The sequence below is a fragment of the Citrobacter sp. Cpo071 genome (assembly GCF_030332765.1).
Taxonomy (GTDB): Bacteria; Pseudomonadota; Gammaproteobacteria; order Enterobacterales; family Enterobacteriaceae; genus Citrobacter; species Citrobacter portucalensis.
This window is the reverse complement of record NZ_JAOWHE010000087.1, coordinates 235457-261647: the sequence shown is the minus strand read 5'-3', so window position 1 is coordinate 261647 and position 26191 is coordinate 235457. Positions and strand designations below refer to the sequence as shown.

The 26191-nt window shown below is 53.8% G+C and carries 28 protein-coding genes; 15 read left to right on the top strand and 13 right to left on the bottom strand.

Annotation, left to right across the window (positions count from 1 at the left end):
* Positions 1-7: 7 nt before the first annotated feature.
* The 3 genes from fimC to fimA all read right to left on the bottom strand — a co-directional run bounded on the left by fimC (position 8) and on the right by fimA (position 1907).
* Positions 8-700 carry a type 1 fimbria chaperone FimC gene (gene fimC / locus OGY09_RS24140; protein WP_032942586.1) on the bottom strand — a complete coding sequence of 231 codons (693 nt, stop codon included), beginning with the start codon at positions 698-700 and terminating at the stop codon, positions 8-10.
* 41 nt (positions 701-741) lie between these two features.
* The gene (gene fimI, locus OGY09_RS24135) at positions 742-1275 is read right to left on the bottom strand and encodes a type 1 fimbrial protein subunit FimI (protein ID WP_032942585.1); all 534 of its coding nucleotides are present in this window, start codon (positions 1273-1275) and stop codon (positions 742-744) included.
* Between the two features lie 77 nt (positions 1276-1352).
* On the bottom strand, positions 1353-1907 hold the full coding sequence (fimA, locus tag OGY09_RS24130; RefSeq protein ID WP_032934356.1) for a type 1 fimbrial major subunit FimA: 555 nt from the start codon (positions 1905-1907) through the stop codon (positions 1353-1355).
* A gap of 575 nt (positions 1908-2482) precedes the next feature.
* On the opposite strand from fimA, the gene folD reads away from it, so the two are divergent.
* From folD to OGY09_RS24115, 3 genes are all read left to right on the top strand, one after another.
* On the top strand, positions 2483-3349 hold the full coding sequence (gene folD, locus OGY09_RS24125; RefSeq protein ID WP_003831112.1) for a bifunctional methylenetetrahydrofolate dehydrogenase/methenyltetrahydrofolate cyclohydrolase FolD: 867 nt from the start codon (positions 2483-2485) through the stop codon (positions 3347-3349).
* Between the two features lies 1 nt (position 3350).
* Positions 3351-3563, top strand: coding sequence for a ribosome-associated protein YbcJ (ybcJ, locus tag OGY09_RS24120; protein WP_003831111.1), 213 nt, complete (start codon positions 3351-3353; stop codon positions 3561-3563).
* Between the two features lie 125 nt (positions 3564-3688).
* The gene (locus OGY09_RS24115) at positions 3689-4213 is read left to right on the top strand and encodes a metal-dependent hydrolase (RefSeq protein WP_003831110.1); all 525 of its coding nucleotides are present in this window, start codon (positions 3689-3691) and stop codon (positions 4211-4213) included.
* Positions 4214-4290: 77 nt separating this feature from the next.
* Here OGY09_RS24115 and cysS read toward each other — a convergent pair whose 3' ends face one another.
* Positions 4291-5676: a cysteine--tRNA ligase gene (gene cysS / locus OGY09_RS24110; RefSeq protein WP_032942584.1), complete on the bottom strand. Its 1386-nt coding sequence runs from the start codon at positions 5674-5676 to the stop codon at positions 4291-4293.
* Positions 5677-5849: 173 nt separating this feature from the next.
* Between cysS and ppiB the strand changes: the two genes are divergently transcribed.
* From ppiB to mnmH, 5 genes are all read left to right on the top strand, one after another.
* The gene (ppiB, locus tag OGY09_RS24105) at positions 5850-6344 is read left to right on the top strand and encodes a peptidylprolyl isomerase B (protein ID WP_003021875.1); all 495 of its coding nucleotides are present in this window, start codon (positions 5850-5852) and stop codon (positions 6342-6344) included.
* Positions 6345-6346: 2 nt separating this feature from the next.
* Positions 6347-7069: a UDP-2,3-diacylglucosamine diphosphatase gene (gene lpxH / locus OGY09_RS24100; protein ID WP_032942583.1), complete on the top strand. Its 723-nt coding sequence runs from the start codon at positions 6347-6349 to the stop codon at positions 7067-7069.
* Positions 7070-7307: 238 nt separating this feature from the next.
* The gene (gene purE / locus OGY09_RS24095; RefSeq protein ID WP_003831107.1) at positions 7308-7817 is read left to right on the top strand and encodes a 5-(carboxyamino)imidazole ribonucleotide mutase; all 510 of its coding nucleotides are present in this window, start codon (positions 7308-7310) and stop codon (positions 7815-7817) included.
* Complete coding sequence (gene purK / locus OGY09_RS24090) at positions 7814-8881, top strand: 5-(carboxyamino)imidazole ribonucleotide synthase (protein ID WP_008783999.1); 1068 nt, start codon at positions 7814-7816, stop codon at positions 8879-8881. The genes purE and purK overlap by 4 nt, the downstream gene beginning before the upstream one ends.
* 96 nt (positions 8882-8977) lie before the next feature.
* Positions 8978-10063, top strand: coding sequence for a tRNA 2-selenouridine(34) synthase MnmH (gene mnmH, locus OGY09_RS24085; RefSeq protein WP_032942582.1), 1086 nt, complete (start codon positions 8978-8980; stop codon positions 10061-10063).
* Here mnmH and OGY09_RS24080 read toward each other — a convergent pair whose 3' ends face one another.
* The 6 genes from OGY09_RS24080 to ybbA form a co-directional block, all read right to left on the bottom strand.
* Positions 10064-10723: a methionine ABC transporter permease gene (locus tag OGY09_RS24080; RefSeq protein WP_003831085.1), complete on the bottom strand. Its 660-nt coding sequence runs from the start codon at positions 10721-10723 to the stop codon at positions 10064-10066.
* A complete protein-coding gene (gene sfbB, locus OGY09_RS24075; RefSeq protein ID WP_032942581.1) occupies positions 10716-11732 on the bottom strand; it encodes a virulence-associated ABC transporter ATP-binding protein SfbB in 1017 nt (338 codons plus the stop codon). The genes OGY09_RS24080 and sfbB overlap by 8 nt, the downstream gene beginning before the upstream one ends.
* 63 nt (positions 11733-11795) lie before the next feature.
* A complete protein-coding gene (locus OGY09_RS24070; protein WP_032942580.1) occupies positions 11796-12626 on the bottom strand; it encodes a MetQ/NlpA family ABC transporter substrate-binding protein in 831 nt (276 codons plus the stop codon).
* A gap of 261 nt (positions 12627-12887) precedes the next feature.
* Positions 12888-14021, bottom strand: a complete 1134-nt coding sequence (locus tag OGY09_RS24065; RefSeq protein WP_008783995.1) for a porin — start codon at positions 14019-14021, stop codon at positions 12888-12890.
* A 186-nt stretch (positions 14022-14207) separates the two neighbouring features.
* The gene (ybbP, locus tag OGY09_RS24060; RefSeq protein ID WP_032942579.1) at positions 14208-16622 is read right to left on the bottom strand and encodes a putative ABC transporter permease subunit YbbP; all 2415 of its coding nucleotides are present in this window, start codon (positions 16620-16622) and stop codon (positions 14208-14210) included.
* Positions 16619-17305, bottom strand: a complete 687-nt coding sequence (gene ybbA / locus OGY09_RS24055; RefSeq protein ID WP_008783992.1) for a putative ABC transporter ATP-binding protein YbbA — start codon at positions 17303-17305, stop codon at positions 16619-16621. The genes ybbP and ybbA overlap by 4 nt, the downstream gene beginning before the upstream one ends.
* Between ybbA and tesA the strand changes: the two genes are divergently transcribed.
* From tesA to OGY09_RS24040, 3 genes are read left to right on the top strand one after another with little or no spacing between them, the layout of a single operon-like run.
* Entirely contained in the window at positions 17276-17899 is a 624-nt protein-coding gene (gene tesA / locus OGY09_RS24050) for a multifunctional acyl-CoA thioesterase I/protease I/lysophospholipase L1 (protein WP_032942577.1), read from the top strand. The two genes, ybbA and tesA, sit on opposite strands and share 30 nt — an antisense overlap.
* Before the next feature lie 28 nt (positions 17900-17927).
* Positions 17928-18698, top strand: coding sequence for an SDR family oxidoreductase (locus OGY09_RS24045; protein ID WP_032942576.1), 771 nt, complete (start codon positions 17928-17930; stop codon positions 18696-18698).
* Between the two features lie 58 nt (positions 18699-18756).
* The gene (locus tag OGY09_RS24040) at positions 18757-19611 is read left to right on the top strand and encodes a co-chaperone YbbN (protein ID WP_032942575.1); all 855 of its coding nucleotides are present in this window, start codon (positions 18757-18759) and stop codon (positions 19609-19611) included.
* A 105-nt stretch (positions 19612-19716) separates the two neighbouring features.
* Here OGY09_RS24040 and fetB read toward each other — a convergent pair whose 3' ends face one another.
* A complete protein-coding gene (fetB, locus tag OGY09_RS24035; RefSeq protein ID WP_008783989.1) occupies positions 19717-20496 on the bottom strand; it encodes an iron efflux ABC transporter permease subunit FetB in 780 nt (259 codons plus the stop codon).
* On the bottom strand, positions 20483-21160 hold the full coding sequence (fetA, locus tag OGY09_RS24030) for an iron efflux ABC transporter ATP-binding subunit FetA (protein ID WP_032942573.1): 678 nt from the start codon (positions 21158-21160) through the stop codon (positions 20483-20485). The genes fetB and fetA overlap by 14 nt, the downstream gene beginning before the upstream one ends.
* Positions 21161-21293: 133 nt before the next feature.
* Here fetA and OGY09_RS24025 point away from each other — a divergent pair, with 133 nt between their 5' ends.
* Genes OGY09_RS24025 through OGY09_RS24010 form a run of 4 tightly spaced genes read left to right on the top strand, consistent with a single transcriptional unit; the run spans position 21294 to position 25516 of the window.
* Positions 21294-22211: an SPFH domain-containing protein gene (locus OGY09_RS24025; RefSeq protein WP_003831073.1), complete on the top strand. Its 918-nt coding sequence runs from the start codon at positions 21294-21296 to the stop codon at positions 22209-22211.
* The gene (locus OGY09_RS24020) at positions 22208-22666 is read left to right on the top strand and encodes an NfeD family protein (protein WP_032942572.1); all 459 of its coding nucleotides are present in this window, start codon (positions 22208-22210) and stop codon (positions 22664-22666) included. Before OGY09_RS24025 ends, OGY09_RS24020 begins: the two co-directional genes overlap by 4 nt.
* A gap of 19 nt (positions 22667-22685) precedes the next feature.
* Positions 22686-24830, top strand: coding sequence for a PA5441 family protein (locus OGY09_RS24015; protein WP_032942571.1), 2145 nt, complete (start codon positions 22686-22688; stop codon positions 24828-24830).
* A complete protein-coding gene (locus OGY09_RS24010; protein ID WP_032942570.1) occupies positions 24800-25516 on the top strand; it encodes a DUF3142 domain-containing protein in 717 nt (238 codons plus the stop codon). Before OGY09_RS24015 ends, OGY09_RS24010 begins: the two co-directional genes overlap by 31 nt.
* On the opposite strand, the gene cueR is transcribed toward OGY09_RS24010, so the two are convergent.
* The gene (gene cueR, locus OGY09_RS24005) at positions 25513-25923 is read right to left on the bottom strand and encodes a Cu(I)-responsive transcriptional regulator (RefSeq protein ID WP_008783984.1); all 411 of its coding nucleotides are present in this window, start codon (positions 25921-25923) and stop codon (positions 25513-25515) included. The genes OGY09_RS24010 and cueR overlap by 4 nt on opposite strands.
* Positions 25924-26191: the final 268 nt, after the last annotated feature.

The following is a 26191-nucleotide window of genomic DNA, read 5'->3' as shown; positions in this document are numbered from 1 at the left end:
CGTTATCTCAACGCACGCTAACCGTTTGGGCCGGAGTCACGGCGCCATAATCATTGACCGTCTGGAACGTGACGTTGCCCTGAACGCCCGTTGGTAGCAGGACCTGCGCATCACTTTTCGGCGCGACCATCACGTTATCAACCTTCGTTTTCCCCACGTTGAGATTGACCAGGGTGACGTAATACGCTGACGGATTATTGATTTTCAGGTGGTTGCCGGTACGGGAAAATTTCAGCATCCCGGGCGCATCTTCCGGAATTTGCGGCAGATTATTCGGACGGACAAAAAGCTTGATGCGGGACAGAATCGCCAGTTGCAGAACGTTTTTACCCTCAAGGCTGTTTTTATTGACTGACGGAATGGCTTTCACATTCATCCAGAACAGCGATTCACGGTCTTTGGGCAGCGGAACACCTGCATAGATGATACGCAGCGTGTTTTCGCTTTTGGGTTCGCTGACGAACAGCGGAGGCGTAACCACAAACGATTTTTCTTTAACGCCTGAGCTATTCTCGATCCATGAATTGACCAGGTATCGTTCTTTGGTATCACTATTGCTAATAGACAGGGACGTTTGTTTGGCATCAGCTGGATAAATAACGCGGGTAGCGCCTAATGCAATACCGCCGGCAGCCTGAACACTGGCAGCAGAAAATAAGGCCAGTAAAAGGATAAAACCTGATTTTAGATAATTAAACATAGCTACAAATACCTTTGGTGTGATTATCGTTGGGAAATTAATCAGGGATAAACCAACGTAAACCACACGTCTGAACGAAGCGTTCCCGGCGTTATATTTTCCGAGACAGCCCGATAACGAGCAGTGAAATGAAACGTCATCTCTTGCGTTATAATCGGTGCATAATGAAGCGGCAGCGCATTCGGAATAATTTGCCGTTGGCGCTCATCAAATAACGCCAGACCGATCCCCGAAGCCGCAGACGCATCACCACTAGCAAGAAAAACCTGCGGATCTTCTGCTGGTGTCACACCTGCAAACGCAATCCCAACGTGGTCGTAAACATCGGAGCTGCATGACGTTAAGCGCAGTGAAAACGGCACGCTGGTAGAGGCAAAGCTTCCCGTCCCGGAGAAAGCATTGGTGCGATACTGCCCCATTTGCACCCGCAAATTTTGGCTGTCGGTAGCGACCGTACAGGCACCATTGACGAGCTGCCCCCGTAAGTGAAGGCGGCCACTTTCCAGTATTACCGTATGTGCAAACACAGGCAGTACGCACAGCATTCCCGCCAGCGCCACGCCTTTCCCTATCATCTGCCGCATCCTTCATCATCCCCGGAAATTGCCTCATCCAGTGAGGCGAACGTCATCCTTGCGCAAATCAGAACGGCTTATTCGTACTTCATGATGAACGTCGCGTCGGCATTTGCCTGACCCGGCGTAGCGCTGGTGGCTGTGGCTTTGTAACGCGCAGAGAAACGCAGGGTGTTGGTCCCTTCTACCAGCGCCTGAGCGGTAGAGAAGGTAGCTCCATCCGGCTTCAGCGCGGTGGACGTATTGTCCAGGATCTCAATCCCGACACCGCTGGCAGTGGTACCGTTATCTGCAGAAGTGACAGCCAGCAGGTTGTTGTTGGTAATATCGGATTGACCAGAGAAAGCCACGGCTGCGGTTGCGGCAACTTTCGGGTCACAGTCGTTCAGCACGATTGAGAACGGAATTTGCGCCGTTGTATCGCCAACTGCGGTAAAACTGGCGGTACGATACTGGCCTAAGGTGACAACCTGATCGGATGACTGAGTACTGACTGCACAGGCTGCATTGACCAGTTCACCTTCAAAATGCACAGTACCGCCGCTAACGCTTACCGGATCGGCTGCAACCGCTGCACCTGCAACTAACATCAGGCTGGCAATAACAGAAGAGGTCATTAATTTACGTTTCATGGATTTCCCTTGAATTACACACATCCGGCTCCGGCGTCCTGCGGGATCCGTTTGAATCATTATCGACATTAAATGTCAGGCTAATTATCTCTGCATCCTGTAAAGATATATATCGCAAGAGAATTAGCTAACCTTTTACCCCAACTCTCCTGAGTATTTGATTCACTAATTAATCTTCGCGAATATGACTATTCGTCACAGGGTTAAATTAAACATTTCAATTAATGAAAAATACCTGCAAATCCTTTTATTGACCCTGGCCAATTCTTATTGGGACCTAAGAAAAATCTGGGTGAATATTACTTAAATGCTTCCATAAAGGTACGTAACAGACTGGTTTATGGCGCATTACCCCTGAAAACACCAGGGTGATGAATTGTTTCATTCACGTTAATTTTAATTCGCATGCTCATTAATTACTTGGGAGACTTCAGCCTCTGTGCTGCTCCCATTCTCTGACCATGACACCCGTTATCGCACGTAAAAACGCAAACGAAAACTGACAGCACGCCCCGCTTCTGACAAAATAGTGACATCCCCTTCGGTTTAACGTAACAGACGGAATTCTCTCTCTGATGGCAGCAAAGATTATTGACGGTAAAACGATTGCGCAGCAGGTGCGCTCTGAGGTTGCTCAAAAAGTTCAGGCGCGTTTAGCGGCTGGATTACGCGCCCCAGGCCTGGCTGTTGTGCTGGTAGGTAGCAACCCGGCTTCGCAGATTTATGTTGCGAGTAAACGCAAAGCCTGTGACGAAGTGGGGTTTGTCTCCCGCTCCTATGACCTGCCTGAAACCACCAGCGAGGCGGAGCTTCTTGAGCTGATCGATACGCTCAATGCAGATACCACCATCGACGGTATCCTGGTACAACTGCCTTTGCCGGCGGGTATCGACAACGTGAAAGTGCTGGAACGTATTGCGCCAGATAAAGACGTTGACGGTTTCCACCCGTATAACGTCGGTCGCCTGTGCCAGCGCGCACCGCGTCTGCGCCCATGTACTCCGCGCGGTATCGTTACCCTGCTTGAGCGTTACAACATCGATACCTACGGTCTGAATGCCGTGGTCATCGGTGCCTCGAATATTGTCGGTCGCCCAATGAGTATGGAGCTACTGCTGGCTGGCTGCACCACCACCGTCACCCACCGATTCACTAAAGATCTGCGCCGCCACGTAGAAAATGCTGACCTGCTGATTGTTGCCGTCGGTAAACCGGGCTTTATTCCTGGTGAGTGGATCAAAGAAGGTGCGATTGTGATTGATGTCGGCATCAACCGTCTGGAGAATGGTAAGGTTGTTGGCGATGTGGTCTTTGACGATGCGGCCGCACGAGCGTCATATATCACGCCGGTCCCCGGCGGCGTAGGCCCAATGACGGTCGCCACACTTATCGAAAACACGCTGCAGGCGTGTGTTGAATATCATGATGTAAAGGACGTTTAAGATGGCCACATTTTCACTGGGTAAACACCCACACGTTGAACTCTGCGATTTGCTGAAGCTGGAAGGCTGGAGCGAAAGCGGCGCCCAGGCAAAAATTGCTATTGGCGAAGGGTTAGTGAAGGTCGATGGCGTTGTTGAAACGCGTAAACGCTGCAAAATCGTTGCCGGACAGACCGTCAGCTTTGAAGGCCACAGCATTAACGTCGTGGCGTGACCCTAAGTGCCGGATGAGGTTAACACCGTATCCGGCCACTTTCCCCTCTCGTTTTCAGATAATGACTTCATCCCCGCTTCACAGTGAACTGATAGCATGTTGTTTTTCAACACGAAGCGATCATCATGCCCACTATCGTTACCCACGCGGCCGTTCCGCTCTGTTTAGGCTTAGGTCTCGGACTTAAAGTCATCCCCCCAAGATTACTGTTTGCTGGCGTCGTTCTGGCCATGCTGCCAGATGCCGACGTGTTGTCATTTAAGTTCGGCGTCGCCTACGGCAATGTGTTTGGCCACCGGGGATTTACCCACTCACTGCTGTTCGCCTTCGTGGTACCGCTGCTCTGCGTCTTGATTGGCCGACGATGGTTTAAGGCGGGATTGATTCGCTGCTGGCTATTCCTGACGGTTTCACTGCTGTCGCACAGTCTGCTGGATTCTGTCACCACCGGCGGTAAAGGCGTCGGCTGGCTGTGGCCGTGGTCGGATGAGCGCTTCTTCGCGCCATGGCAGGTGATTAAAGTCGCCCCGTTTGCGTTATCACGCTACGCCACGCCGTACGGGCACCAGGTGATCATGTCGGAGTTGATGTGGGTATGGCTGCCGGGAATCGTAATGATGGGTGTGCTGTGGTGGTATCGGAAACATTAATCTGCCGGATGCGACGCGATGCGTCTTATCCGGCCTACACGGCCCGGTAAGCGTAAGCGCCACCGGGCATTACAGAGTTACTTACGACGCCAGGTGGTACCCTGCGGACCGTCTTCCAGCACGATGCCCATCTCGTTGAGACGGTCACGCGCGGCGTCAGCTGCCGCCCAGTCTTTCGCCTTACGGGCATCCAGACGCTGTTGGATTAACGCTTCAATTTCAGCAACTTCACCGTCATCCGCCTGCGCACCGCTTTGCAGGAACGCTTCTGGATCCTGTTCCAGCAGGCCCAGTACGCTGGAAAGCTTACGCAGATGCGCAGCCATGCCGTTAGCCGCCGCCATATCTTCACCCTTCAGACGGTTTACCTCACGTGCCATATCAAACAATACGGAATAAGCTTCCGGGGTGTTGAAGTCATCGTCCATCGCTTCAATGAAACGCGCTTCAAAGTCCTCGCCACCCGCAGGGGTAACGGATTTGTCGGTACCACGCAGCGCGGTGTACAGACGTTCCAGCGCAGAACGCGCCTGTTTCAGGTTCTCTTCGCTGTAGTTCAACTGGCTACGGTAATGACCCGACATCAGGAAGTAGCGAATGGTTTCGGCGTCGTAGTATTTCAGCACGTCGCGAACGGTAAAGAAGTTGCCCAGCGATTTGGACATTTTCTCGCGGTCAACCATCACCATCCCGGAGTGCATCCAGTAGTTCACGTATTCGCCATCGTGCGCACAGGTGGACTGCGCGATTTCGTTTTCATGGTGCGGGAACATCAGGTCCGAACCGCCGCCGTGAATATCGAAATGGTTGCCCAGTTGTTTGCAGTTCATCGCCGAACACTCGATATGCCAGCCCGGACGACCTGCGCCCCATGGAGACGGCCAGCTCGGTTCGCCCTCTTTGGACATTTTCCACAGCACGAAGTCCATCGGGTTGCGTTTCACATCAACCACGTCAACGCGTGCGCCTGCCTGCAGCTGATCCAGATCCTGGCGCGACAGCTGGCCGTAGTTCGGGTCAGTCGGCACGTCGAACATCACGTCGCCGTTATCAGCAACGTAAGCGTGACCTTTGGCAATCAGCTGTTCAGTGATTTCGATAATTTCAGCGATATGGTGCGTAGCACGCGGCTCCAGATCCGGGCGCAGAATATTCAGCGCATCGAAATCACTGTGCATTTCCGCGATCATTCTGTCGACCAACGCCACAAAGCTTTCGCCGTTTTCATTCGCGCGCTTGATGATTTTGTCATCGATATCGGTAATGTTGCGCACATACTTCAGCTTATAGCCGAGGAAGCGCAGATAACGCGCAACGACGTCGAAAGAAACGAAGGTACGTCCGTGGCCAATATGACAGAGATCGTAAACGGTAATACCACACACGTACATGCCGACTTCCCCGGCATGAATAGGTTTGAATTCCTCTTTTTGGCGCGTCAGTGTATTAAAGATTTTTAACATCGAAGATTCCGTGTAGACGTGTGTGGATAGTAAAGTCTGTATAATACCCATAATTTAGACCGGAAGCAGCACACTTTGCGAGGTGATCGCAGCTTGCGGTTATGCTATAACACACCCCTAACTCTGACCCTTGACGGGGTCGAAGCACCAATCTATCGGAACAGGATGCAAAAATGGTTACTTTCCACACTAATCACGGCGATATCGTAATCAAAACGTTTGATGATAAAGCGCCTGAAACAGTTAAAAACTTCCTGGACTACTGCCGCGAAGGTTTTTACAACAACACCATTTTCCACCGTGTTATTAACGGTTTCATGATCCAGGGCGGCGGTTTCGAGCCAGGCATGAAGCAAAAAGCCACGAAAGAAGCGATCAAAAACGAAGCGAACAACGGTCTGAAAAACACCCGTGGTACGCTGGCGATGGCGCGTACTCAGGCTCCGCACTCCGCAACCGCACAGTTCTTCATCAACGTTGCAGACAACGACTTCCTGAACTTCTCCGGCGAAAGCATGCAGGGTTGGGGTTACTGCGTGTTCGCTGAAGTTGTTGAAGGTATGGACGTGGTTGATAAAATCAAAGGCGTTTCCACTGGTCGCAGCGGTATGCATCAGGATGTGCCAAAAGAAGACGTTATCATCGAAAACGTGACCGTCAGCGAGTAATCGTGGCGACACTGTTTATTGCAGATCTTCACCTCTGCACAGAAGAACCGGCGATCACCGCCGGTTTTCTGCGTTTTTTAGCCGGTGATGCGCGAAAGGCCGATGCGCTATACATTCTTGGCGACCTGTTTGAAGCCTGGATTGGTGACGACGATCCTAATCCGCTGCATCGTGAAATGGCCGCGGCGATAAAATCACTGACTGATTCCGGCGTTCCCTGCTTTTTTATTCACGGCAACCGTGATTTTCTGCTCGGTAAACGTTTTGCCCGTGCGAGCGGCATGACCTTGCTTCCCGAAGAAAAAGAGCTCGACCTGTATGGCCGCAAGGTGCTGATCATGCATGGCGACACCTTATGCACCGACGACGCAGGCTATCAGGCATTTCGCGCCAAAGTGCATCAACCCTGGTTACAGAAGCTGTTCCTCGCTCTGCCGCTGTTCGTTCGCCAGCGAATCGCTGCGAAAATGCGTGCCAACAGCAAAGCAGCCAACAACACCAAATCGCTGGAAATCATGGATGTGAATCAGCAGGCCGTGATTAGCGAGATGGAAAAACATCAGGTTCAGTGGTTAATTCACGGCCATACCCACCGCCCTGCCGTCCACAAACTTACGGCCAATGAGCAACCCGCTTTCCGCGTGGTATTAGGCGCATGGCACACCGAAGGTTCGATGATCAAAGTCACCCCTGACGACGTTGAACTGATCGCCTTTCCGTTTTAATTCTGCAGATACCCAGTTCCTCTTTACACAAAACTATTCGAGTTGCATCGAGGCGGCAAATCTGTGAGTCCCCTGGAGCTTACAAAAGTAAGTGACTGGGGTGAGCAGATGCAGCCAACAAAGAGGCTACTTGAAGAGTGAAGTGCAAAGCGCGCAATCGTTTTCCTTGGCGGTGAATTATGCTATTCTCTGTGGCCTCAAAAGTCGAGTGTAGTGCACCACAGGAGTTTTCAGACGCATGTCTTCCCGCAATAATCCGGCGCGTGTCGCCATCGTGATGGGGTCCAAAAGCGACTGGGCTACCATGCAGTTCGCCGCCGAAATCTTCGAAATCCTGGACGTTCCGCATCATGTTGAAGTCGTCTCCGCCCACCGCACCCCAGACAAACTGTTTAGCTTCGCCGAAAGCGCTGAGGAGAACGGTTATCAGGTGATTATTGCCGGGGCCGGTGGCGCAGCGCATTTGCCTGGCATGATTGCGGCGAAAACGCTGGTGCCTGTTTTAGGCGTCCCGGTGCAAAGCGCAGCGCTGAGTGGCGTAGATAGCCTCTACTCTATCGTTCAAATGCCGCGCGGTATTCCGGTCGGCACGCTGGCTATCGGCAAAGCGGGCGCGGCAAATGCGGCCCTGCTGGCAGCACAAATTCTGGCAACACACGACAAAGCATTACACCAGCGTCTGAACGACTGGCGCAAAGCGCAAACCGATGAGGTGCTGGAGAACCCGGACCCGCGAGGTGTCGCATGAAGCAGGTCTGCGTACTTGGCAACGGACAGCTAGGGCGCATGCTGCGCCAGGCCGGTGAGCCACTGGGCATAGCGGTCTGGCCCGTCGGGCTGGACGCTGAACCGGCTGCGGTCCCTTTTCAGCAAAGCGTGATCACCGCTGAGATTGAGCGCTGGCCGGAAACGGCACTCACCCGCGAACTGGCACGCCACCCGGCGTTTGTTAACCGCGACGTCTTCCCGATTATTGCCGACCGTCTGACGCAAAAGCAGCTTTTTGACAAGCTCGGTCTGGCGACCGCGCCGTGGCAGCTGCTGGCAGATAAAAGCGAATGGTCTGCGGTATTCGACAAACTTGGCGAGCTGGCGATCGTGAAACGTCGCGTCGGCGGCTACGATGGACGTGGACAGTGGCGCTTGCGCGCAAATGAAACTGAGCAACTGCCGGACGACTGCTACGGCGAGTGCATCGTCGAGCGGGGAATCAACTTCTCCGGTGAGGTCTCCCTGGTTGGCGCTCGTGCGCACGACGGCAGCACCGTTTTCTATCCGCTGACCCATAACCTCCATCAGGACGGTATTCTGCGCACCAGCGTGGTATTCCCGCAGGCTAACGCCAGACAGCAGGAACAGGCTGAAGCAATGCTCTCTGCCATCATGCAGGAGCTGGGCTATGTCGGCGTGATGGCGATGGAGTGTTTCATCACCCCGGAAGGTCTGCTGATTAACGAACTGGCTCCGCGCGTGCACAACAGTGGCCACTGGACGCAAAACGGCGCCAGCATCAGCCAGTTTGAGTTGCATCTACGTGCCATTACCAACCTGCCATTACCGACGCCGGTGGTGAACCACCCTTCGGTGATGGTAAACCTGATTGGTAGCGACCTGAACTACGACTGGCTGAAGCTGCCGCTGGTGCATCTGCACTGGTATGACAAAGAGGTGCGTGAAGGGCGTAAGGTGGGTCACCTGAACCTGAGCGACAGCGATACCGCGCGCCTTAGCGCGACGCTGGAAGCGCTTATCCCCCTGCTGCCGCCGGAATATGCCAGCGGTATTATCTGGGCGCAGTCAAAGCTGAAATAAGCCAATAATGCCGGGGAGTTGATTTTATCCTTCCCCGGCCCCTCCTCTGGCGCGTAAAATCCCCTCCATTGCTGTTTTGTATTTTCAGGATCAAACATGAACGATGGAACGGACTACCGCGCAATTTTGCTTGCCGGTACGCCTTTAATCGATGTACGCGCCCCCGTGGAATTTCAGCAGGGCGCAATGCCGGGCGCAATCAACCTTCCCTTAATGAACGATGACGAACGTGCCGCCGTTGGGACCTGTTATAAACGTCAGGGACCCGAAGCCGCCCTCGCGCTCGGCCATCAACTGGTCTCGGGTGAGACCCGCCAACAGAGAATGCGGGCCTGGCAGGACGCCTGCCGTCAAAATCCTGCAGGCTATTTATGCTGCGCGCGCGGCGGTCAGCGTTCGCATATTGTGCAGCAGTGGCTGCATGAGTCCGGTATTGACTATCCGCTGATTAAAGGCGGTTACAAAGCCCTGCGCCAGGCAGTGATACAGCTGACTGAAGAATTAGTGCAAAAGCCGATCGTCTTAATTGGCGGCTGTACCGGGAACGGTAAAACGCAGCTGGTGCAACAGCAGCCAAACGGTGTGGATCTCGAAGGTCTGGCGCACCATCGCGGCTCCTCGTTTGGGCGCACCGTTGAACCTCAATTGAGTCAGGCGAGTTTTGAAAACCTGCTGGCGGTTGAAATGCTTAAAACCGATAGCCGTCAGGATTTACGTCTGTGGGTACTGGAAGATGAAGGCCGCATGATCGGGGCTAATCATCTGCCCGAATGCCTGCGCGAGCGCATGACCCAGGCATCAATTGCAGTGGTGGACGATCCTTTTGAGCGTCGTCTGGAGCGACTACGCGAAGAGTATTTCGTGAAGATGCACCACGATTTTACCCACGCTTATGGCGAGAGCCAGGGCTGGCAGGAGTACAGCGAGTATCTGCACCACGGCCTGTTTGCTATACGCCGTCGCCTGGGTTTACAACGTTTTGCCGAGCTGACCACCCTGCTCGACGAGGCTCTGCACGAACAGCAGGCAACGGGCAGCACCGACGCCCATATGGGCTGGCTGGTACCGTTGCTCAACGAGTATTACGATCCGATGTATCGTTATCAGCTGGAAAAGAAAGCCGCGAAAATCGTTTTTCGCGGCACATGGCAGGACGTTGCCGACTGGCTTAACGCACAGTGATCAGTGTCTGTCGCGCTTATCTGCGCGTTTTGCCAGCCAGTCACCCAGCACCTGAACGACCTGCACCAAAATAATCAGCGCCACCACAGTGACGATCATGACCTGGGTTTCGTAGCGGTAATAACCAAAGCGAATCGCCAGGTCGCCGACTCCACCGCCGCCAACGATCCCGGCCATCGCGGAGTAACCGATCAGACTCACCAGCGTTATCGTCAACCCACGCAGCAGACCCGCGCTCGCTTCAGGTAACAGAACGGTGCAGATGATGCGCATCGGGCTGGCACCAAACGCTTCCGCCGCTTCAATAATGCCTTTATCGACTTCACGTAACGCGCTATCAACCAGACGGGCATAGAAAGCGATTGCCGCCACCGAGAGCGGGACCGACGCCGCAATCGGGCCAATGGTATTCCCGAGCAAAAACTGGGTTAGCGGCAGCAGCAGAACCAGCAGGATCACAAACGGTACCGAACGAATGATATTCACCAGCACGGAGCTGAGCAGATACACAAAACGGTTTTGCCAGAATAAATGCCGGTCGGTGACGAAAATCAGAAAACCGAGCGGCAGACCACCAATAATTGCCAGCACCGTAGAGATGCTCAGCATCTGGAAGGTTTCATTAAACGCCAGCGTTAAATCAGGCAATAAATCATCCACGAATCACCTCCACCTGTGCAGTACGTTGACGAATATGTTCCACGGCGACTTCCACCGCTGAAGGGTTATGCGGCGCGGTCAGCTGCACGACCAGAATCCCCAGCGCACGTTCGCCAATATATTCAATTTTGCCGTGCAGAATATTCACCGCCACGCCAAATTTAACCGCGACTTCTGACAACACCGGCTGTTCCGCCGAATCGCCGATGAACAGAATTTTTAGCAACTGACCAGGCAGATGCTGGCGCAGACGCTCGGGCAGCGTCAAATTGAGGGTATGCGACACCAGCTGCTGCGTGAACGCGTGCTGCGGGTGAGCAAAAACGTCAAACACCTCACCAGACTCCACCACCTTGCCACCGGACATCACCGCCACGCGATCGCAAATCGATTTGATCACGTTCATCTCGTGAGTGATCAGCACGATCGTGATCCCCAACTGTTGGTTGATCTGCTTAAGCAATGCCAGAATCGTGGCTGAGGTTTCGAGATCTAAGGCGGAAGTAGGTTCATCACACAGCAACACATCCGGATGATTGGCAATCGCGCGGGCAATACCCACACGCTGCTTTTGCCCACCGCTGAGCTGAACCGGAAAGCGGTTCGCCTTGTCTGACAACCCCACCAGCGCCAGGATTTCGCTCACGCGCGGACCAATTTTACTGCGCTCCCATCCGGCAGCCTTCAGACTAAAGGCGACGTTTTGCGCCACGGTACGGGTATGCATCAGGTTAAAATGTTGAAAAATCATACCGATACGCTGACGGGCTTTACGTAGATGCCCCCCTTCCAGCGCGGAAATTTCTACGCCGTTCACCTTCACGCTTCCCTGGCTCGGACGCGTTAAGGCGTTCAGGGTGCGCAGCAGCGTACTTTTCCCCGCGCCGCTGGTCCCGACAATGCCAAATATCTCACCTGCGCCAATGCGCAAGCTAACGTCATCAACCGCCCGGGTTGATGGTCCACGGCCTGCGCTAAAATCCACGCAAACTTTCTCAATCTCAATCATAGCCACCTCAGAAATGCGAAAAGGGCAGTCGTCGCTGCCCCTGTTAACCCTTGTGCGCAGCGATTATTGGGCTGCCGACATCCATTCCGGTTTCTGGAAGGCGCTGTAGATATTTTGCGGATCGTCGATCACCGCGCGATACGCCGGAGATTTCACCGCCTCAACAATATCTTTTGCGAACGGTTTATCCGCATCTTCACTGCGTACCGCGATGATATTTTTCAGATTTTCGTCCAGGTGTTCCTGCTTGATGGCGCTGGCGAGATCCATTTTTGCCGCCACGGCAAAGTTACCGTTGACCAGCGCACCGGTCACACCGTCCAGCGTACGCGGCAGCTGTGCCGCTTCCAGCGGTTTAAACACCAGCCCTTTGGGATTGCTGGCGATATCGCGCTCGGAGGCTTTAGTTGGATCAATATTGTCTTTGATGGTGATAAGGCCAATAGACTGCAGGAAACGCAGACCGCGAGCCAGGTTGGTGGGATCGTTGGAAAGCGTGATCACATCCCCTTTTTTCAACTCATCCAGGCTTTTGATTTTATGTGAGTAAAACCCCATCCCGGCCGTCGGGACCACAATCAGCTTGCTCAGCTTCAGGCCTTTATCGGCGGTGAATTTGTCAAAATAGAGCGAATGCTGGAACAGGTTAGCATCAATGCTACCGTTGGAGAGCGCCATGTTTGGCTGCACGTAATCGCTGAATTCGCGCACCACTACCTTATAGCCTTTCTCTTTCAGCGTGGGGGCAATGGCCTGTTTCACCATATCACCGTATGGCCCAGGCGCGACGCCAAACACGATTGTGTGCGGGTCACTGTTCGCATGAGCAAACTGTAATCCACAGGCCAGTAACAGCGCCCCGGTCGCGACGCGTAAACTCTGACGCAATCCCATATTCTCTCCATTTTAACGTTGTGGTGTCATGTCTCACGCCGTTCTTGCGGCGTTGTTCTTGTTGGCCCGTTAACAGGCTGATTGTTAACATGACACAGATCACAACCTGCTGTCCTTGAAATTATTTCATGATGTTGCAGAGTATGTTTTTAAATGAAAGAAGGTATGAAAAAGCCGGATGTCGGCACAAGTGCCTTATCCGGCCTACAACAGCTTTCTTAGGCCCGATAAGCGCAAGCGTATCGGGCGGCAGGCGTTCGATTAGAAGTCGTAACGCAGACGAACCAGGTTCATGTCACCCAGATTGTCGGTGCTGGAGGTAAAGACGTGTTCGTAGTCAACACGGAAACCGTAATCCAGCTGGAAGCTGATCCCCACGCCGTTGTCGGTACGCAGATAGTTACGGCCATTCACGTACTCAATACGGTCGCCCATAAAGTACGGCTGAACGGATTTCAGCGCATATTGACCCACCGGGAAGGTGTAACCGGCGAAGTATTCCAGACCCCAGGCGTCACCGGCAAAGTAGTCGTTAACAGAGACTTTTTTGGTGGTCATGAAGTTTTGATACCAACCGCCGCCCATCGAGAAGGTCCAGTTGTCCGGTTTCCAGCTCAGCGCGGTACCGACGATGTTTTGATCGTAGGTTTTGCTGGTGTTGCCACGCATTTCCGCGCGAGTGTAGTTCCACGCCGTACCCCAGGTCAGGTCATCGGTAATGTGATAATCCACACCCAGTGAGCCGCCGCCTTTACGCTTGTAGCGCAGACCGTTGTTCGGATTGTAATCATCACTGAACAGATAAGAGGCGTAGAGATCCACATCACCAACGGTATTCTTATACTTCAGAGATTTGCGCGTACGATAGGAACCATCATAGTCGCCATTGATACCGTTACCTGGCGCCTGACCGATCATGTCGTAGTCCCAGATATCCGTTTTCGCACCGACTACATCATAGTAAATGCTGTTTTGTTGACCGAAGGTCAGCGTACCCCAGGTTGCACTCTTCAGACCGGTGTACAGCATACGACGCGTGGTATCGTTGGCACCGTCAGCGTAGTGGTTATCCCAGTTGAACATCGCCGGGAAGTTAACGCCCAGCTCGTAGTAGCTCACCCAACTGATATCATCAAACAGATAGTAGTCAGCGGCGAAGCGGAAACGTGTACCGCCATCGAAGCCATTACGTTTGTAGCCATTCTTACCATCGTCACCGGCCATATTCTGGAACTGCGGACGAATACTTCCGCCGACGGTGAAGTTAAGACGGCTCAGCGGGTTGCCCGCCTGCGGATCTTGTTTCAGGACCGTGATTTCCGCCTGTGAAGCGAAAGTCGTTAATGCCACTGCTGCGCCGATCGATACCGCCAGCGCTGTTTTTTTTATAGTCATTATTTATACCTTGATAGATAGCCTGCCAATTATTCAGCACACAAATATTAACGTTTATTAATACTCTCGTGTTGTTGGGTTTTTATTGTTCTGTGCTGTTAAATATCAAGGAGTTATCAATTTGTGCTACATAGAAAAAAAGACGCACCGATTTTAAAACCGGTGCGTAATCATCACGAATATGAATTAACTACTGAACTGACGGAACAGCGCTTTACCTTTTAGCAGACGTGAACCGAGCCATCCGCCGCATAAAGAGAGCAGCAATGCTCCACTAAATGGTAATACTACCCACAGTCGCCAGTCTGGCTCCCACGGGAAATCAAACACTTTGGTTTGCAGTACCGCCAACGCTGTTTCCGCACCGATGGCCGCCACCAGTCCGGCAACCATCCCGAGCATGGCGAACTCGCACCACAGCGTGGTACGCAGCAGCTTCTTACCTGCTCCCAGCGTGCGCCAGACCACCAACTCCTGATGACGTTGGCGCATCCCCACCTGGACCTGCGCCAATAGCAGTAGCATGCCACAGGCGGTGACAAGTACCACCATCACCTCCAACGCTCTACTTACCTGCTCCAGCACCTGGCCCACCTGTTTGAGAATGGCGCCAATATCCAGCAGGCTGATGGTCGGGAATTCGCGGTTAAGCTGCGTCAACATGCCGTTGCCGTTCTCCCAGCGAAAGCTGGTTAACCAGCTCTGGGGCTGATCGTCCAGCGCCCCGGCAGGGAAAATAAAGAAGAAGTTAGGCCGCAGGCTTTCCCAGTCCACTTTACGCAGGCTGCTGACCGCGGCGCTGAAATCCTGGGTATCGCCCATAAAAGTCACTCGATCGCCGAGTTTGACGTTCAGCCGTTTCGCTAACCCCTCTTCCATCGACACTTCGCCCGCTTTTGGCGGCCAGCTTCCGGCAGTTATCGGGTTATGATCCGGTCGGGTATCCTGCCAGGTCAGGTTAAGCTCGCGGTTCAGCGCCTCATCCTGATTGCCTTCGGTCGGCTTCTCATTGATCGCCGTCAGACGCGCCCGAACAATCGGATAGAACGATTCCGGGATCACCTGATGCTCAGACAAGAAAGCCTTCAGCGGAACCACCTGCTCGGTGGCAATGTTGATCAGGAAATAGTTCGGGCTTTCCGGTGGCATTTGCTGCTGCCAGCGGTCGAGCAGATCGCCGCGCAGTACCAGCAGCAGCGCCAGCAGCATAAAGGAAAGCGAAAATGCCGATAGCTGGCTGAGCGTTGACCACGGCTGGCGTAACAGTCGACTGACCGCCAAACGCAACGGCAGTGAGGAGAGCGTCAGACCACGCAGCACGTTGAGCAGCATCCAGCCGAGCACCCCGCACAACAGCGCCAGTACCACCGCACCAGCCAGTACCGCCCACAGCAGTGGACTTCCGCCCATCAGTCCAGCAAGCAGTGCAATCACGACTATCACGACCACCGGCAAATAAAACTTCAGGGGCCAGACGTTTGCCACCACGTCACGGCGCAGCACCCGCAGCGGCTGCGTCGCCAGCAGCAGGCGGTAAGGGCGTAACCCCACCAATAGCGAAATCACCGTCATGGTGCCTAGTGCCCATAACCACGGCCAGGGGCTGGCAGGCGGTAGTTCTCCAGGCAGAACCGGCTTGAGCAGCAGCACCAGCACGCGCTCGAATAACAGCCCGAACAGCCCGCCGGTCACGCCAGACAGCGCCAGCACCATCAGCCATTGACCAACAATCAGCCTGCGCAGTTGCGCTCTGCCCGCGCCGAGGGTTTTCAGAATAGCCACCAGATCGTAACGGCTGCGGCAATAATGGCTCATCGCCACGGCAACCGCGGCGACCGCCAGCAACAGCGTTAACAGCGCCGACAGCAGCAAGAACTGTTGCGAACGCTCAAGTGATTTCCCCAGCGCCCCTTCATCCTGCTCCAGCCCATACCAGCGCTGTTCAGGCTTTAACTGTGGCAGCAGCCACTTTTCATAGGCTTCCAGTTGCGATGGCGTCCCGCCAAATTTATAGCGCCAGGTCACGCGGCTTCCCGGCTGTACCGCCGCTGTTTTTTCGACATCCGCCATGTTCATCATCAGACGCGGTGCTATCTGGAACGGATTAAAACCAGAATCCGGCTCCTGCACCACCTCCCCGGCAATACGCAGCGTGGCATCGCCAACGTCGATGGAATCACCGACTTTTAAGTTGAGTAGCGCCATCAGACGTGGGGCCAGCAGAACCGAGCCCGGCTGCGGTTTCAGTCCCGGCGGGTTGGTTTGCAGTGTGCCGTACATCGGATACACATCATCTACCGCTTTGACGTTCGCCAGCTGCGGCGTATCCCGGGCAAAAGTCATGGTGGCAAAGGTGAGCTGTTCGCCCACCTTCAGGCCACGCTGTCGCGCCTCGTCAATCCACGCTTTCGGCACGGTACGCGAACTTTGTAGCGACCGATCGCCCGCCATAAACTCACGGCTTTGCTGGCTCAGCCCTTTTTCCATACGATCGCTGATATTGCCCAGCGCCAGCACACAGGCTACCGCCAGGCTCAGCGCCAGCCAGACAATCAGTAGTGAAGGCGAGCGCCATTCGCGCCAGAACCAGCGTGCAATCATGCCTCCTCCTGCAACTGTCCATTCACCAGACGTAAGCGCCTGTCGCAACGCGCCGCCAACTGCGGGTCATGCGTCACCAGAATCAGGGTGGTGCCGTGTTCCCGGTTCAGAGAAAACAACAGGTCGGCTATTTTGTCTCCGGTCTGGCGATCGAGGTTGCCCGTTGGTTCATCGGCAAACAGCACGTCAGGGCGACCGTTAAACGCTCGCGCCAGCGCCACGCGCTGCTGCTCCCCGCCGGAAAGCTGGGCCGGAAGATGATCAAGACGTTTTCCCAGTCCCAGTTGTTCCAACAGCGTTTTTGCCCCGTCACGACTTTTTCCGCTATTTTCGCCGCGCAACAGCGCGGGCAGTTCGACGTTTTCCAGCGCGTTGAGGGTCGGAATTAACATGAATGACTGGAAGACAAAACCCACGTGCCGCGCCCGCAGCTGCGCTCGGGCTTCTTCGTCCATGGTGTGCAGCGCCTGCCCCACCAGGCTGACTTCACCGCTGGTGCCATCGTCAAGCCCGGCGAGAATCGCCAGCAGCGTGGATTTCCCCGATCCCGACTCGCCAATCAACGCAATGGTCTCGGCGCGTTTGACAACCAGTTCAACTCCGGTAAGGATGGATAGCTCATGATCACCCTGACCGACGGATTTCTTAAGATGATGAACTTCAACAATGTTTTCCGCTGGCATTGGCCTTTCCTGTTCCTGGTCCTGTTAACTTTCCGCGCCGCCGCAGCGGACACGTTATTAATTCTGGGTGACAGCCTGAGCGCCGGATACCGAATGTCCGCCAGCTCCGCGTGGCCTGCGCTACTTAATGATAAATGGCAAACCAAAACGCCGGTGGTGAATGCCAGCATTAGCGGCGACACCTCGCAGCAAGGTCTGGCCCGTCTGCCTGCATTACTCAAGCAGCACCAGCCGCGCTGGGTGCTGGTCGAACTTGGCGGCAACGATGGCCTGCGCGGCTTTGCGCCTGCGCAAACCGAACAAACCCTGCGCACGATTTTGCAGGACGTGAAAGCGGCAAATGCCGAACCGCTATTAATGCAAATTCGTCTGCCGGCAAACTACGGTCGCCGTTATAATGAAACCTTTAGCGCGATTTATCCAAAGCTCGCCAAAGAGTTTGATATCCCTCTGCTGCCCTTTTTTATGGAAGAGGTTTATCTGAAACCCCAGTGGATGCAGGATGATGGTATTCATCCTAACCGTGACGCCCAGCCGTTTATCGCCGACTGGATGGCGCAACATCTCACACCTCTAGTAAATCACGACTCGTAATTCAACGGAGATCCTGACAGGTAAAGTTATGCAAAAATCGGTCTTAATAACAGGATGTTCCAGCGGAATCGGCCTGGAAAGTGCGCTTGAGCTAAAGCGCCAGGGTTTTCAAATTCTGGCAGGCTGTCGCAAACCTGACGATGTCGCGCGTATGAACAGCATGGGATTCACTGGCGTGTTGCTGGATCTGGATTCACCCGAAAGCGTGGATCGTGCCGCCGATGAAGTGATCGCCCTGACCGATAATCGTTTATATGGGATCTTTAACAACGCCGGATACGGTGTCTATGGTCCCCTGTCCACCATCAGCCGCGAACAGATGGAACAGCAGTTTTCCGCCAACTTCTTTGGCGCACATCAGCTTACCATGCGCCTGTTACCTGCCATGTTACCCCACGGCGAAGGGCGCATCGTGATGACCTCCTCGGTAATGGGATTGATCTCAACGCCGGGACGCGGCGCCTATGCCGCCAGCAAATATGCACTGGAAGCCTGGTCCGACGCACTGCGTATGGAACTGCGCCACAGCGGGATTAAGATCAGCCTGATTGAACCTGGCCCCATCCGTACCCGCTTTACCGAAAACGTCAACCAGACCCAGAGCGATGCTCCCGTTGAAAATCCCGGCATTGCCGCGCGTTTTACGCTGGGACCAGAAGCGGTTGTCGCCAAAGTGCGTCATGCGTTTGAGAGCGATAAACCAAAGCTACGTTATCCGGTTACGCTGGTGACCTGGGCAGTGATGCTGCTTAAACGCCTGTTGCCAGGCCGCATAATGGACAAAATTTTACAGGGTTGAGTTGAAGCTCGCGCGTCAGCCCCCATGTAACAAGAAATCGACAAAAGAGAGTAACTCCATGTCCACACAGAATATTGTTAACATTAACGAATCGAACCTACAGCAGACCCTCGAACAGTCGATGACCACGCCGGTCCTGTTCTATTTTTGGTCTGAGCGCAGCCAGCATTGTCTGCAATTAACGCCGGTACTGGAGAACCTTGCCGCCCAGTATAACGGTCAGTTTATTCTCGCTAAGCTGGACTGCGACGCCGAGCAGATGATCGCCTCCCAGTTTGGTCTGCGCGCGATCCCTACGGTTTATCTGTTCCAGAACGGCCAGCCGGTAGATGGATTCCAGGGCCCGCAACCGGAAGAGGTTATTCGCGCGCTGCTGGAGAAAGTGCTGCCGAGCGAAGAAGAGCTGAAAGCACGCCAGGCTATCGAATTCATCGAAGCCGGTAATCACGCGGATGCGCTGCCGCTGCTGAAAGAAGCCTGGCAGATCTCCAACCAGAGCAGCGAAATCGGTCTGCTGCTGGCGGAAACGCAAATCGCCCTGAACCGTTCTGACGAAGCCGAAGCGGTGCTGAAAACCATTCCGTTGCAGGATCAGGACACCCGCTATCAAGGGCTTATCGCACAGATCGAATTACTGAAGCAGGCCGCTGATACACCGGAAATCCAACAGTTGCAGCAGCAGGTCGCCAGCAATCCACAGGATGCGGCGCTGGCAACGCAGTTGGCTATTCAATTGCACCAGGTCGGACGTAACGAGGAATCGCTGGAATTACTGTTCAGCCACCTGAAGAAAGATCTTACGGCTGCCGATGGTCAGGCACGTAAGACTTTCCAGGAGATCCTTGCCGCACTGGGTACCGGTGATGCGCTGGCCTCGAAGTATCGCCGCCAGCTGTACGCGCTGTTGTACTAATTGGTTCATCATGCCCGATGGCGCTACGCTTATCGGGCTTACAAACACAACCAACACCTCATTCCCGTCGGCCGGATATGGCGGTAGCCGCCATACGGCATCACATCACGGTTTCTTTAATGGCGTTACCACTAATTGGTGACGTGAGTTATAGAATTTTCGATAGGTTAAGTAGCAGGCGATAATGGTCGACAGGCTGGCGGTCGAAAGCAGCATAAACGTCACCATAATCTGATACTTAATTGCTTTTACCGGGTCAATACCTGCAAAGATCAGTCCTGACATCATTCCCGGTAAACTCACCAGTCCTACGGTCTTCGCTGAATCAATCGTCGGGATCAGCGAGGCGCGAATGCTGTCGCGAATAAGCGGTGCAGAAGCCACCTTCGGCGTTGCGCCGAGGCTGAGTTTTTCCTGAATTTGCTGCTGCTCGCTGTTAAACCGCTGCCCCAAATTGTTGTAACACAGCCCCACCGCCACCATCGCATTGCCTGCAATCATGCCGGAGATCGGGATGACCTGCATCGGCGTGAACTCGATAGAGCCTGAAAGAACCAGCACCGAAAGCGTTAGCCCCGCTCCCACCGTAATAGCAATAAACGACGAGAGAAAAGCTTTATCAATATATTTACTGCGTTTTTGCGCGTTATAGGCCGCGTTAAAGCAGATAAACAGCACCATCAATAAGGTCAGAATGCTATGGTTGACGCCGAAAATATATTTCAGCACGTAGCCCACGATAATAAGCTGAACCACTGCCCGGCAAACGCTCCAGAGAATATCTTTTTCCAGCGCCAGCTTTTCTTTGTTGCTGATCAGTATCGCGACCACCACCAGCATCATCGCTAACGCCAGGGATTCATTGGTAATATTATGCTCGTTCATTACTTACTTCCTGCATTTCACCGGCGTGCGGTTGAAGGGTTATGACGTTATCCGCATGATCAATTTCATCTTTATCGTGCGTCACCCACAGCACGGCAATATTCTTGTCGCGAACATAGTGGTGAATTAATTCGTTCACGTTACGCTTGTTGGCTTCATCCAGCGCGCTGGTGATTTCATCAAGCAGCAGAATTTTCGGCAGAAACTGCAAATTACGAATTAACGAGACGCGCTGCTTTTCGCCGCCGGATAGCTCATTGATATTTTTTTTGAGGATCGTCTCGGGTAACTCAAAGCGGGCCAGATCGGCCAGAAACACATCCGGATCCGGACGTTTGTCGCGAATTTGCCAGGGGAAAATGAGATTGTCGTAAACGGTGTCACCAAACAAAGCGGGCGTTTGCGCGCAATAAGAGACCTGCTGGCGATAAGCTTCAGGCTTAAGCGTTGATATCTCCTTACCCTCAAAAAGGATTTCACCAGAACTCGGGCTAATTAACGACGCGACTATCTTGAGTAACGTACTTTTACCGCAGCCGGACTGGCCGGTAATCAGCTTAAATTCTCCGGCGCGGAGATCAAAACAGATGTTATTAAGAACCTGTGTCGCCCCTGCCTGCCATGCGACATTTTTTAACTGAAGCAGAATGCTGCTTTCTTCCATTACCAATCCCTTTTTACATCTTTCGTGCAGATAGTCTATCCCTGTAATTTATTATAGGGGAGCCCACCTTGATAAATCGGGTATAATTTGACTAATGAGGCAGTAAAGGACAGCACAACAGGAGGTTTCATCAATGCTCATTTTTATTCCTATTCTTATTTTTGTCGCGCTGGTGATCGTCGGCGCAGGCGTCAAAATCGTCCCGCAGGGATATCAGTGGACGGTAGAGCGTTTTGGCCGTTACACCAAAACCCTGCAACCGGGTTTAAGCCTTGTTGTACCGTTCATGGACCGCATTGGTCGTAAGATCAATATGATGGAACAGGTGCTTGATATCCCCTCTCAGGAAGTCATCTCCAAAGATAACGCCAACGTCTCGATTGATGCTGTGTGCTTTATTCAGGTGATCGACGCGCCGAAAGCCGCGTATGAAGTCAGCAACCTGGAACTGGCGATCATCAACCTGACCATGACCAACATTCGTACTGTTCTCGGCTCGATGGAGCTCGATGAAATGCTCTCCCAGCGTGACAACATCAACACGCGCCTGCTGCATATTGTTGATGAGGCCACCAATCCCTGGGGCATCAAAATCACCCGTATTGAGATTCGTGACGTGCGTCCACCGGCGGAACTGATTGACGCCATGAACGCGCAGATGAAAGCCGAACGTACCAAGCGCGCCTACATTCTGGAAGCCGAAGGGATCCGCCAGGCGGAAATCGTCAAGGCCGAAGGTGAGAAGCAGTCGAAAATCCTCATCGCGGAAGGTGAACGTCAGTCCGCATTTTTACAGGCTGAAGCGCGTGAACGTTCCGCAGAAGCAGAAGCCCGCGCAACACAGATGGTTTCTGAGGCCATTGCCGCCGGGGATATTCAGGCCGTGAACTACTTCGTGGCACAGAAATACACCGAAGCGCTGCAGCATATCGGCTCGTCGAATAACAGCAAAGTGGTGATGATGCCGCTGGATGCCAGCAGCCTGATGGGCTCCATTGCCGGGATCGCCGAACTGGTTAAGGACAGCGCCAGCGAGCGGAAAAAATCATGATAGCGATGATTCTGGTGCACCCGCATATTTTCTGGCTCAGCCTCGGTGGTCTGTTACTGGCCGCCGAGATGCTGGGCGGCAACGGTTATCTGCTGTGGAGCGGCGTGGCAGCGGTGATTACCGGTCTGGTCGTCTGGCTCGTTCCGCTAGACTGGGCGTGGCAGGGGGCGATGTTCGCCGCCCTCACCCTGCTGGCGGCCTGGCTGTGGTGGAAGTGGCTGGCAAGGCGCGTTCAGGAGCAGCAGCCAGCCGACAGCCATCTTAACCAACGTGGACAACAGTTAGTTGGCCGTCGATTTACTCTGGAAACTAACCTGGTCAATGGTCGCGGACATATGCGCGTCGGCGACAGTTCCTGGCCCGTTAGCGCCCGTGACGATTTGAGCGCCGGAACGCAGGTTGAAGTCATTGCCGTTGAGGGAATCACCCTGATTATAAAAGCGGTATCACACTAAAAAGACAGGAAATAAGACTATGGTCAGGAAGACACCCCTTGCCTTTGCCCTTTGCACATTGCTGACCGCCGCCCCGCAGGCATTCGCTTCGTTCGATATGGAAGACTGCAAATGGAGCGACGACAGCTGCCTGCTGAAGGGAACGCCGACCTTTAACCCTGAAAACGACAGCCGCGACAACCTGCTGCGGCTGCTGAGCCAGGAAAAATCATTTGTTCTGCCCGTACAGTCGATGCCCGCAGATATCACCCGCTCCCGTGATTTCTATTTTGCCTATCACCCGCAATGGGATGAGACTGCCCCGCAAACAGCGGCAGCTCAGGCATCCGCCGCGGACAGTCCTCTCTCCCGACAGATGGCCGAGCTGAACATTAGCGCCGACGAAATAAACATCAATGACGCTGAGCTAGAGAACCGTCATGTTTCGAATAACGCCGGGAGCGTTAGCGCCTTTTTTGCCGCGCTGTTGGCCGATTCCACATTAACAGCGGAACAGCGTCAGGCCTTAGCCCAGGCGCGTATGGGACTGCTTTCTGGGGCAACCCGCGAGCAAATTGAGTCTTCTCTTGCCACCTTCCCGGCAGATTCTCAAGCTCTGCCCTATAAAAGCTATCTGGCAGCAGCCGCCAGTTTCTATGCCGGTGATTATGCCAGTGCCAAACGGGATTTCACTCAACTTGCTACAAGCGACCGTCCGTGGTTAGCAGAGACCGCGCAATACATGCTGATGCGCACGGCGTTGAACAAGAGCAGTCAGAACAGTGTGGGCGAGTACGGCGATTTTGATATTGCGAAAATTAACCGCGAGGATGCCACTCAGGCTCAAGAGTTGGCGCAGGCCTATCTGCAGCGTTTTCCCCAAGGACTCTACGCTGACTCTTCACGAGGCATGTTGCGTCGCATCAACTGGTATTTACAGTCATGGCCGCAGCTGGCCGGGTTGTATGAACAGACGCTGAAGCAGTCGGCTGACGCACAGCAACTGCGCGAAAATGTCATCGAATACGATAATGTCTATGGCATGGCGTTCTACGACCAGTCCGTCGTTGAGGCCTTCCCCGACGCGCCGCGAGTCAGCTATATCGAGCTACTACGCGCGCTGCGCCTGGATAACAATAACAAACCGACGCTGACGCAGGCACAGCTCGACGCCAGCAAACCGGTGTTTGAACAAAGCCAAAAACTGCCGCTATGGCGCGATCTGCAACTGAATCTGTGGCTGGCAACGGGCAACTACGCGGCAATTATTCAGGCAGTTACGCCAGCGCAGAAACTTGCCGCTCACGATACCCTCGCCTTCAGCGAACAGGTGCTGTACGGCGAAGCGTTGATGGGCCAAAAGAAATGGGCCGAGGCGCGCAATTTCTGGCAGCAGTTGTTAAAACTCAGCCTGGATAACGAACAGCAGCAATATGTACAGGCTAAGCTTGCCGCCACGCTGGTGTATAGCGGCGACGTGGCAGCGGTTTTCGCACCGAATAGCGCGGTGACCAACCTGCGCTTTCGTTCGCAGGTGCTGAAAACGCAGGCCACGCCAGAACTGCTGCGCCAGCAGGCCGTTAATGGCCCGAATAACGAAGAGCGTACCATTGCGCTGCATACGCTGCTGGTGCGGGATCTTACAGAGAATCGTTTTGGCGACTGGCTTACTGACAGAAAACTGGCCAGCGCGATTACATCACCGGTCATTGGCGAAGCGTTTGATGACGTTAACCTGAGCATATTCGACTGTAATGGCGACACGGCGCAGGCGGGTTATACGTGCCGCAGCCTCAATGAAACGGTAACGGTATTGAGCAAAAAAGCGGATGATGCTCACGCGCTGAACTGCCTTGGCGAATTCTTCCGCACCACGCAAACACATGTTGATCTGTGGAAAAACAGCGCTGGCAACGACGTGCTTGAATCAGCTATCTCGCGCAAGAAACCGTTCGGCCAGTTCGACAGACAGAGCTACTACCAGCAGGTAATCACCTCACCCACCGCGGAAGTCGAAGATAAGAGCTTCGCGCTGTATCGCGCCATCATGTGCTATGCGCCATCAGGCGCTAACGAATGTGGCGGAGAAGACGTGGACAAATTGCAGCGTAAGGGCTGGTTCACCCAACTGAAAACGCAGTATCCGGGAAGCCCGTGGGCGCAAAAACTCAAATATTACTGGTAACCGCACTGCTTCTCGGCCAGGCACAGGCGGCGGATATCGTCGCCGCCCGTGAACATTCAGCCTTCTGGCTGTGGTCTGGGGTGAAGGCCAGTGACGAGCTGAAAGATGCACAAACGGTTTATCTGCACCAGGGCGAGGTACTGGTTCGTTCCGGTAACGTGGTGTTCCAGCGCCTCGGACTGCCGGTCAGTCGTCTGTCTTTTCCCTCAATCTGGCTGACTGTACGCTTTACAACCCTCGACGTACCGGAAGAGATCCCGGCGCGTATCATACGGTTGATGCAGCGCTGGCAGATCGCCGGGAATCACGTCGTCGGCCTGCAGGTTGATTTTGACGCTGCGACCCATCAACTGACCGACTACGCCCGCTTTCTGCAGCAACTGCGCCAACAGCTCCCGGCCGAGTTTGCGCTAGGCGTAACCGGACTACTGGATTGGGCAAAAACGGGCGACGTCGCTACGCTGAACGCGTTGGCGGTCGATGAACTGGTGGTGCAAAGCTATCAGGGGCGTCGCACGGTGACGAATTATCAGGCGTATCTACCCGCGCTGAGCCGCCTGCGCATTCCATTTAAGCTGGGACTGGTGCAAAACGGTAGCCGAGATCCACTGGCTGAAGCGCAGCTTGAGAAATCTCCGTGGTACCGCGGTACGGTGGTGTTTATGCTTAATCCTTCTCGCCGTTAAGCCTTCGCTTTGTGATGGCAGCAGCCGGAGAGATTATCCATAATCGGACATTCAGCGCTGTCATCACCCGGGCAACTGTCCGCCAGCGCCAGTAAATGCAAGCGCATGGCCTGCAGCTCACTGATATGCCGCTCAATATCCGCCACCTTTTCCAGGGTGCGCTTTTTCACATCCGCGCTGTGACGCGCCGGATCGTTAAACAGGTTTACCAGCTCGCCGCACTCTTCCAGATTAAATCCAACCTGCCGCGCCTGACGCAGCAACGTCAGTTCATTCAGATGCTGTTGGTTGTAAGTGCGATAGCCATTGTCACTACGCAGCGGCGGCGTCACCAGTCCTTTCTCTTCATAAAAGCGAATGGCTTTGCTGGTTAAACCGGTTTTTTTCGCAACATCGCTAATATTCACATTTCCCCCGCGGTGCTTGTTGGTGCTGAGCCACATTATAGCCCAGATTGCCGTAATCATTTACCCGAGAAATCTGCACATTATAAGCCAACAAAGAGATGAATAAATCCTTTCTATTCACATTGTTATACCCGATACAGATCACATTTCAGTATTTATTGACCGTACAAAATTGACTCAAATCAAAAGATATATTGGTTATGCATCTTTCATATTGAACAAAGGGAAACATTTTTATATACAAATGCGAATGATAATGATGATCATT

What these genes read in the sequence shown, in the direction of transcription:
- fimC (WP_032942586.1), bottom strand. Translation starts at nt 700, where the DNA reads ATGTTTAATTATCTAAAATCAGGTTTTATCCTTTTACTGGCCTTATTT.
- fimI (WP_032942585.1), bottom strand. Translation starts at nt 1,275, where the DNA reads ATGATAGGGAAAGGCGTGGCGCTGGCGGGAATGCTGTGCGTACTGCCT.
- fimA (WP_032934356.1), bottom strand. Translation starts at nt 1,907, where the DNA reads ATGAAACGTAAATTAATGACCTCTTCTGTTATTGCCAGCCTGATGTTA.
- folD (WP_003831112.1), top strand. Translation starts at nt 2,483, where the DNA reads ATGGCAGCAAAGATTATTGACGGTAAAACGATTGCGCAGCAGGTGCGC.
- ybcJ (WP_003831111.1), top strand. Translation starts at nt 3,351, where the DNA reads ATGGCCACATTTTCACTGGGTAAACACCCACACGTTGAACTCTGCGAT.
- OGY09_RS24115 (WP_003831110.1), top strand. Translation starts at nt 3,689, where the DNA reads ATGCCCACTATCGTTACCCACGCGGCCGTTCCGCTCTGTTTAGGCTTA.
- cysS (WP_032942584.1), bottom strand. Translation starts at nt 5,676, where the DNA reads ATGTTAAAAATCTTTAATACACTGACGCGCCAAAAAGAGGAATTCAAA.
- ppiB (WP_003021875.1), top strand. Translation starts at nt 5,850, where the DNA reads ATGGTTACTTTCCACACTAATCACGGCGATATCGTAATCAAAACGTTT.
- purE (WP_003831107.1), top strand. Translation starts at nt 7,308, where the DNA reads ATGTCTTCCCGCAATAATCCGGCGCGTGTCGCCATCGTGATGGGGTCC.
- purK (WP_008783999.1), top strand. Translation starts at nt 7,814, where the DNA reads ATGAAGCAGGTCTGCGTACTTGGCAACGGACAGCTAGGGCGCATGCTG.
- mnmH (WP_032942582.1), top strand. Translation starts at nt 8,978, where the DNA reads ATGAACGATGGAACGGACTACCGCGCAATTTTGCTTGCCGGTACGCCT.
- sfbB (WP_032942581.1), bottom strand. Translation starts at nt 11,732, where the DNA reads ATGATTGAGATTGAGAAAGTTTGCGTGGATTTTAGCGCAGGCCGTGGA.
- OGY09_RS24070 (WP_032942580.1), bottom strand. Translation starts at nt 12,626, where the DNA reads ATGGGATTGCGTCAGAGTTTACGCGTCGCGACCGGGGCGCTGTTACTG.
- OGY09_RS24065 (WP_008783995.1), bottom strand. Translation starts at nt 14,021, where the DNA reads ATGACTATAAAAAAAACAGCGCTGGCGGTATCGATCGGCGCAGCAGTG.
- ybbP (WP_032942579.1), bottom strand. Translation starts at nt 16,622, where the DNA reads ATGATTGCACGCTGGTTCTGGCGCGAATGGCGCTCGCCTTCACTACTG.
- tesA (WP_032942577.1), top strand. Translation starts at nt 17,276, where the DNA reads ATGAACTTCAACAATGTTTTCCGCTGGCATTGGCCTTTCCTGTTCCTG.
- ybbA (WP_008783992.1), bottom strand. Translation starts at nt 17,305, where the DNA reads ATGCCAGCGGAAAACATTGTTGAAGTTCATCATCTTAAGAAATCCGTC.
- OGY09_RS24045 (WP_032942576.1), top strand. Translation starts at nt 17,928, where the DNA reads ATGCAAAAATCGGTCTTAATAACAGGATGTTCCAGCGGAATCGGCCTG.
- OGY09_RS24040 (WP_032942575.1), top strand. Translation starts at nt 18,757, where the DNA reads ATGTCCACACAGAATATTGTTAACATTAACGAATCGAACCTACAGCAG.
- fetB (WP_008783989.1), bottom strand. Translation starts at nt 20,496, where the DNA reads ATGAACGAGCATAATATTACCAATGAATCCCTGGCGTTAGCGATGATG.
- fetA (WP_032942573.1), bottom strand. Translation starts at nt 21,160, where the DNA reads ATGGAAGAAAGCAGCATTCTGCTTCAGTTAAAAAATGTCGCATGGCAG.
- OGY09_RS24025 (WP_003831073.1), top strand. Translation starts at nt 21,294, where the DNA reads ATGCTCATTTTTATTCCTATTCTTATTTTTGTCGCGCTGGTGATCGTC.
- OGY09_RS24020 (WP_032942572.1), top strand. Translation starts at nt 22,208, where the DNA reads ATGATAGCGATGATTCTGGTGCACCCGCATATTTTCTGGCTCAGCCTC.
- OGY09_RS24015 (WP_032942571.1), top strand. Translation starts at nt 22,686, where the DNA reads ATGGTCAGGAAGACACCCCTTGCCTTTGCCCTTTGCACATTGCTGACC.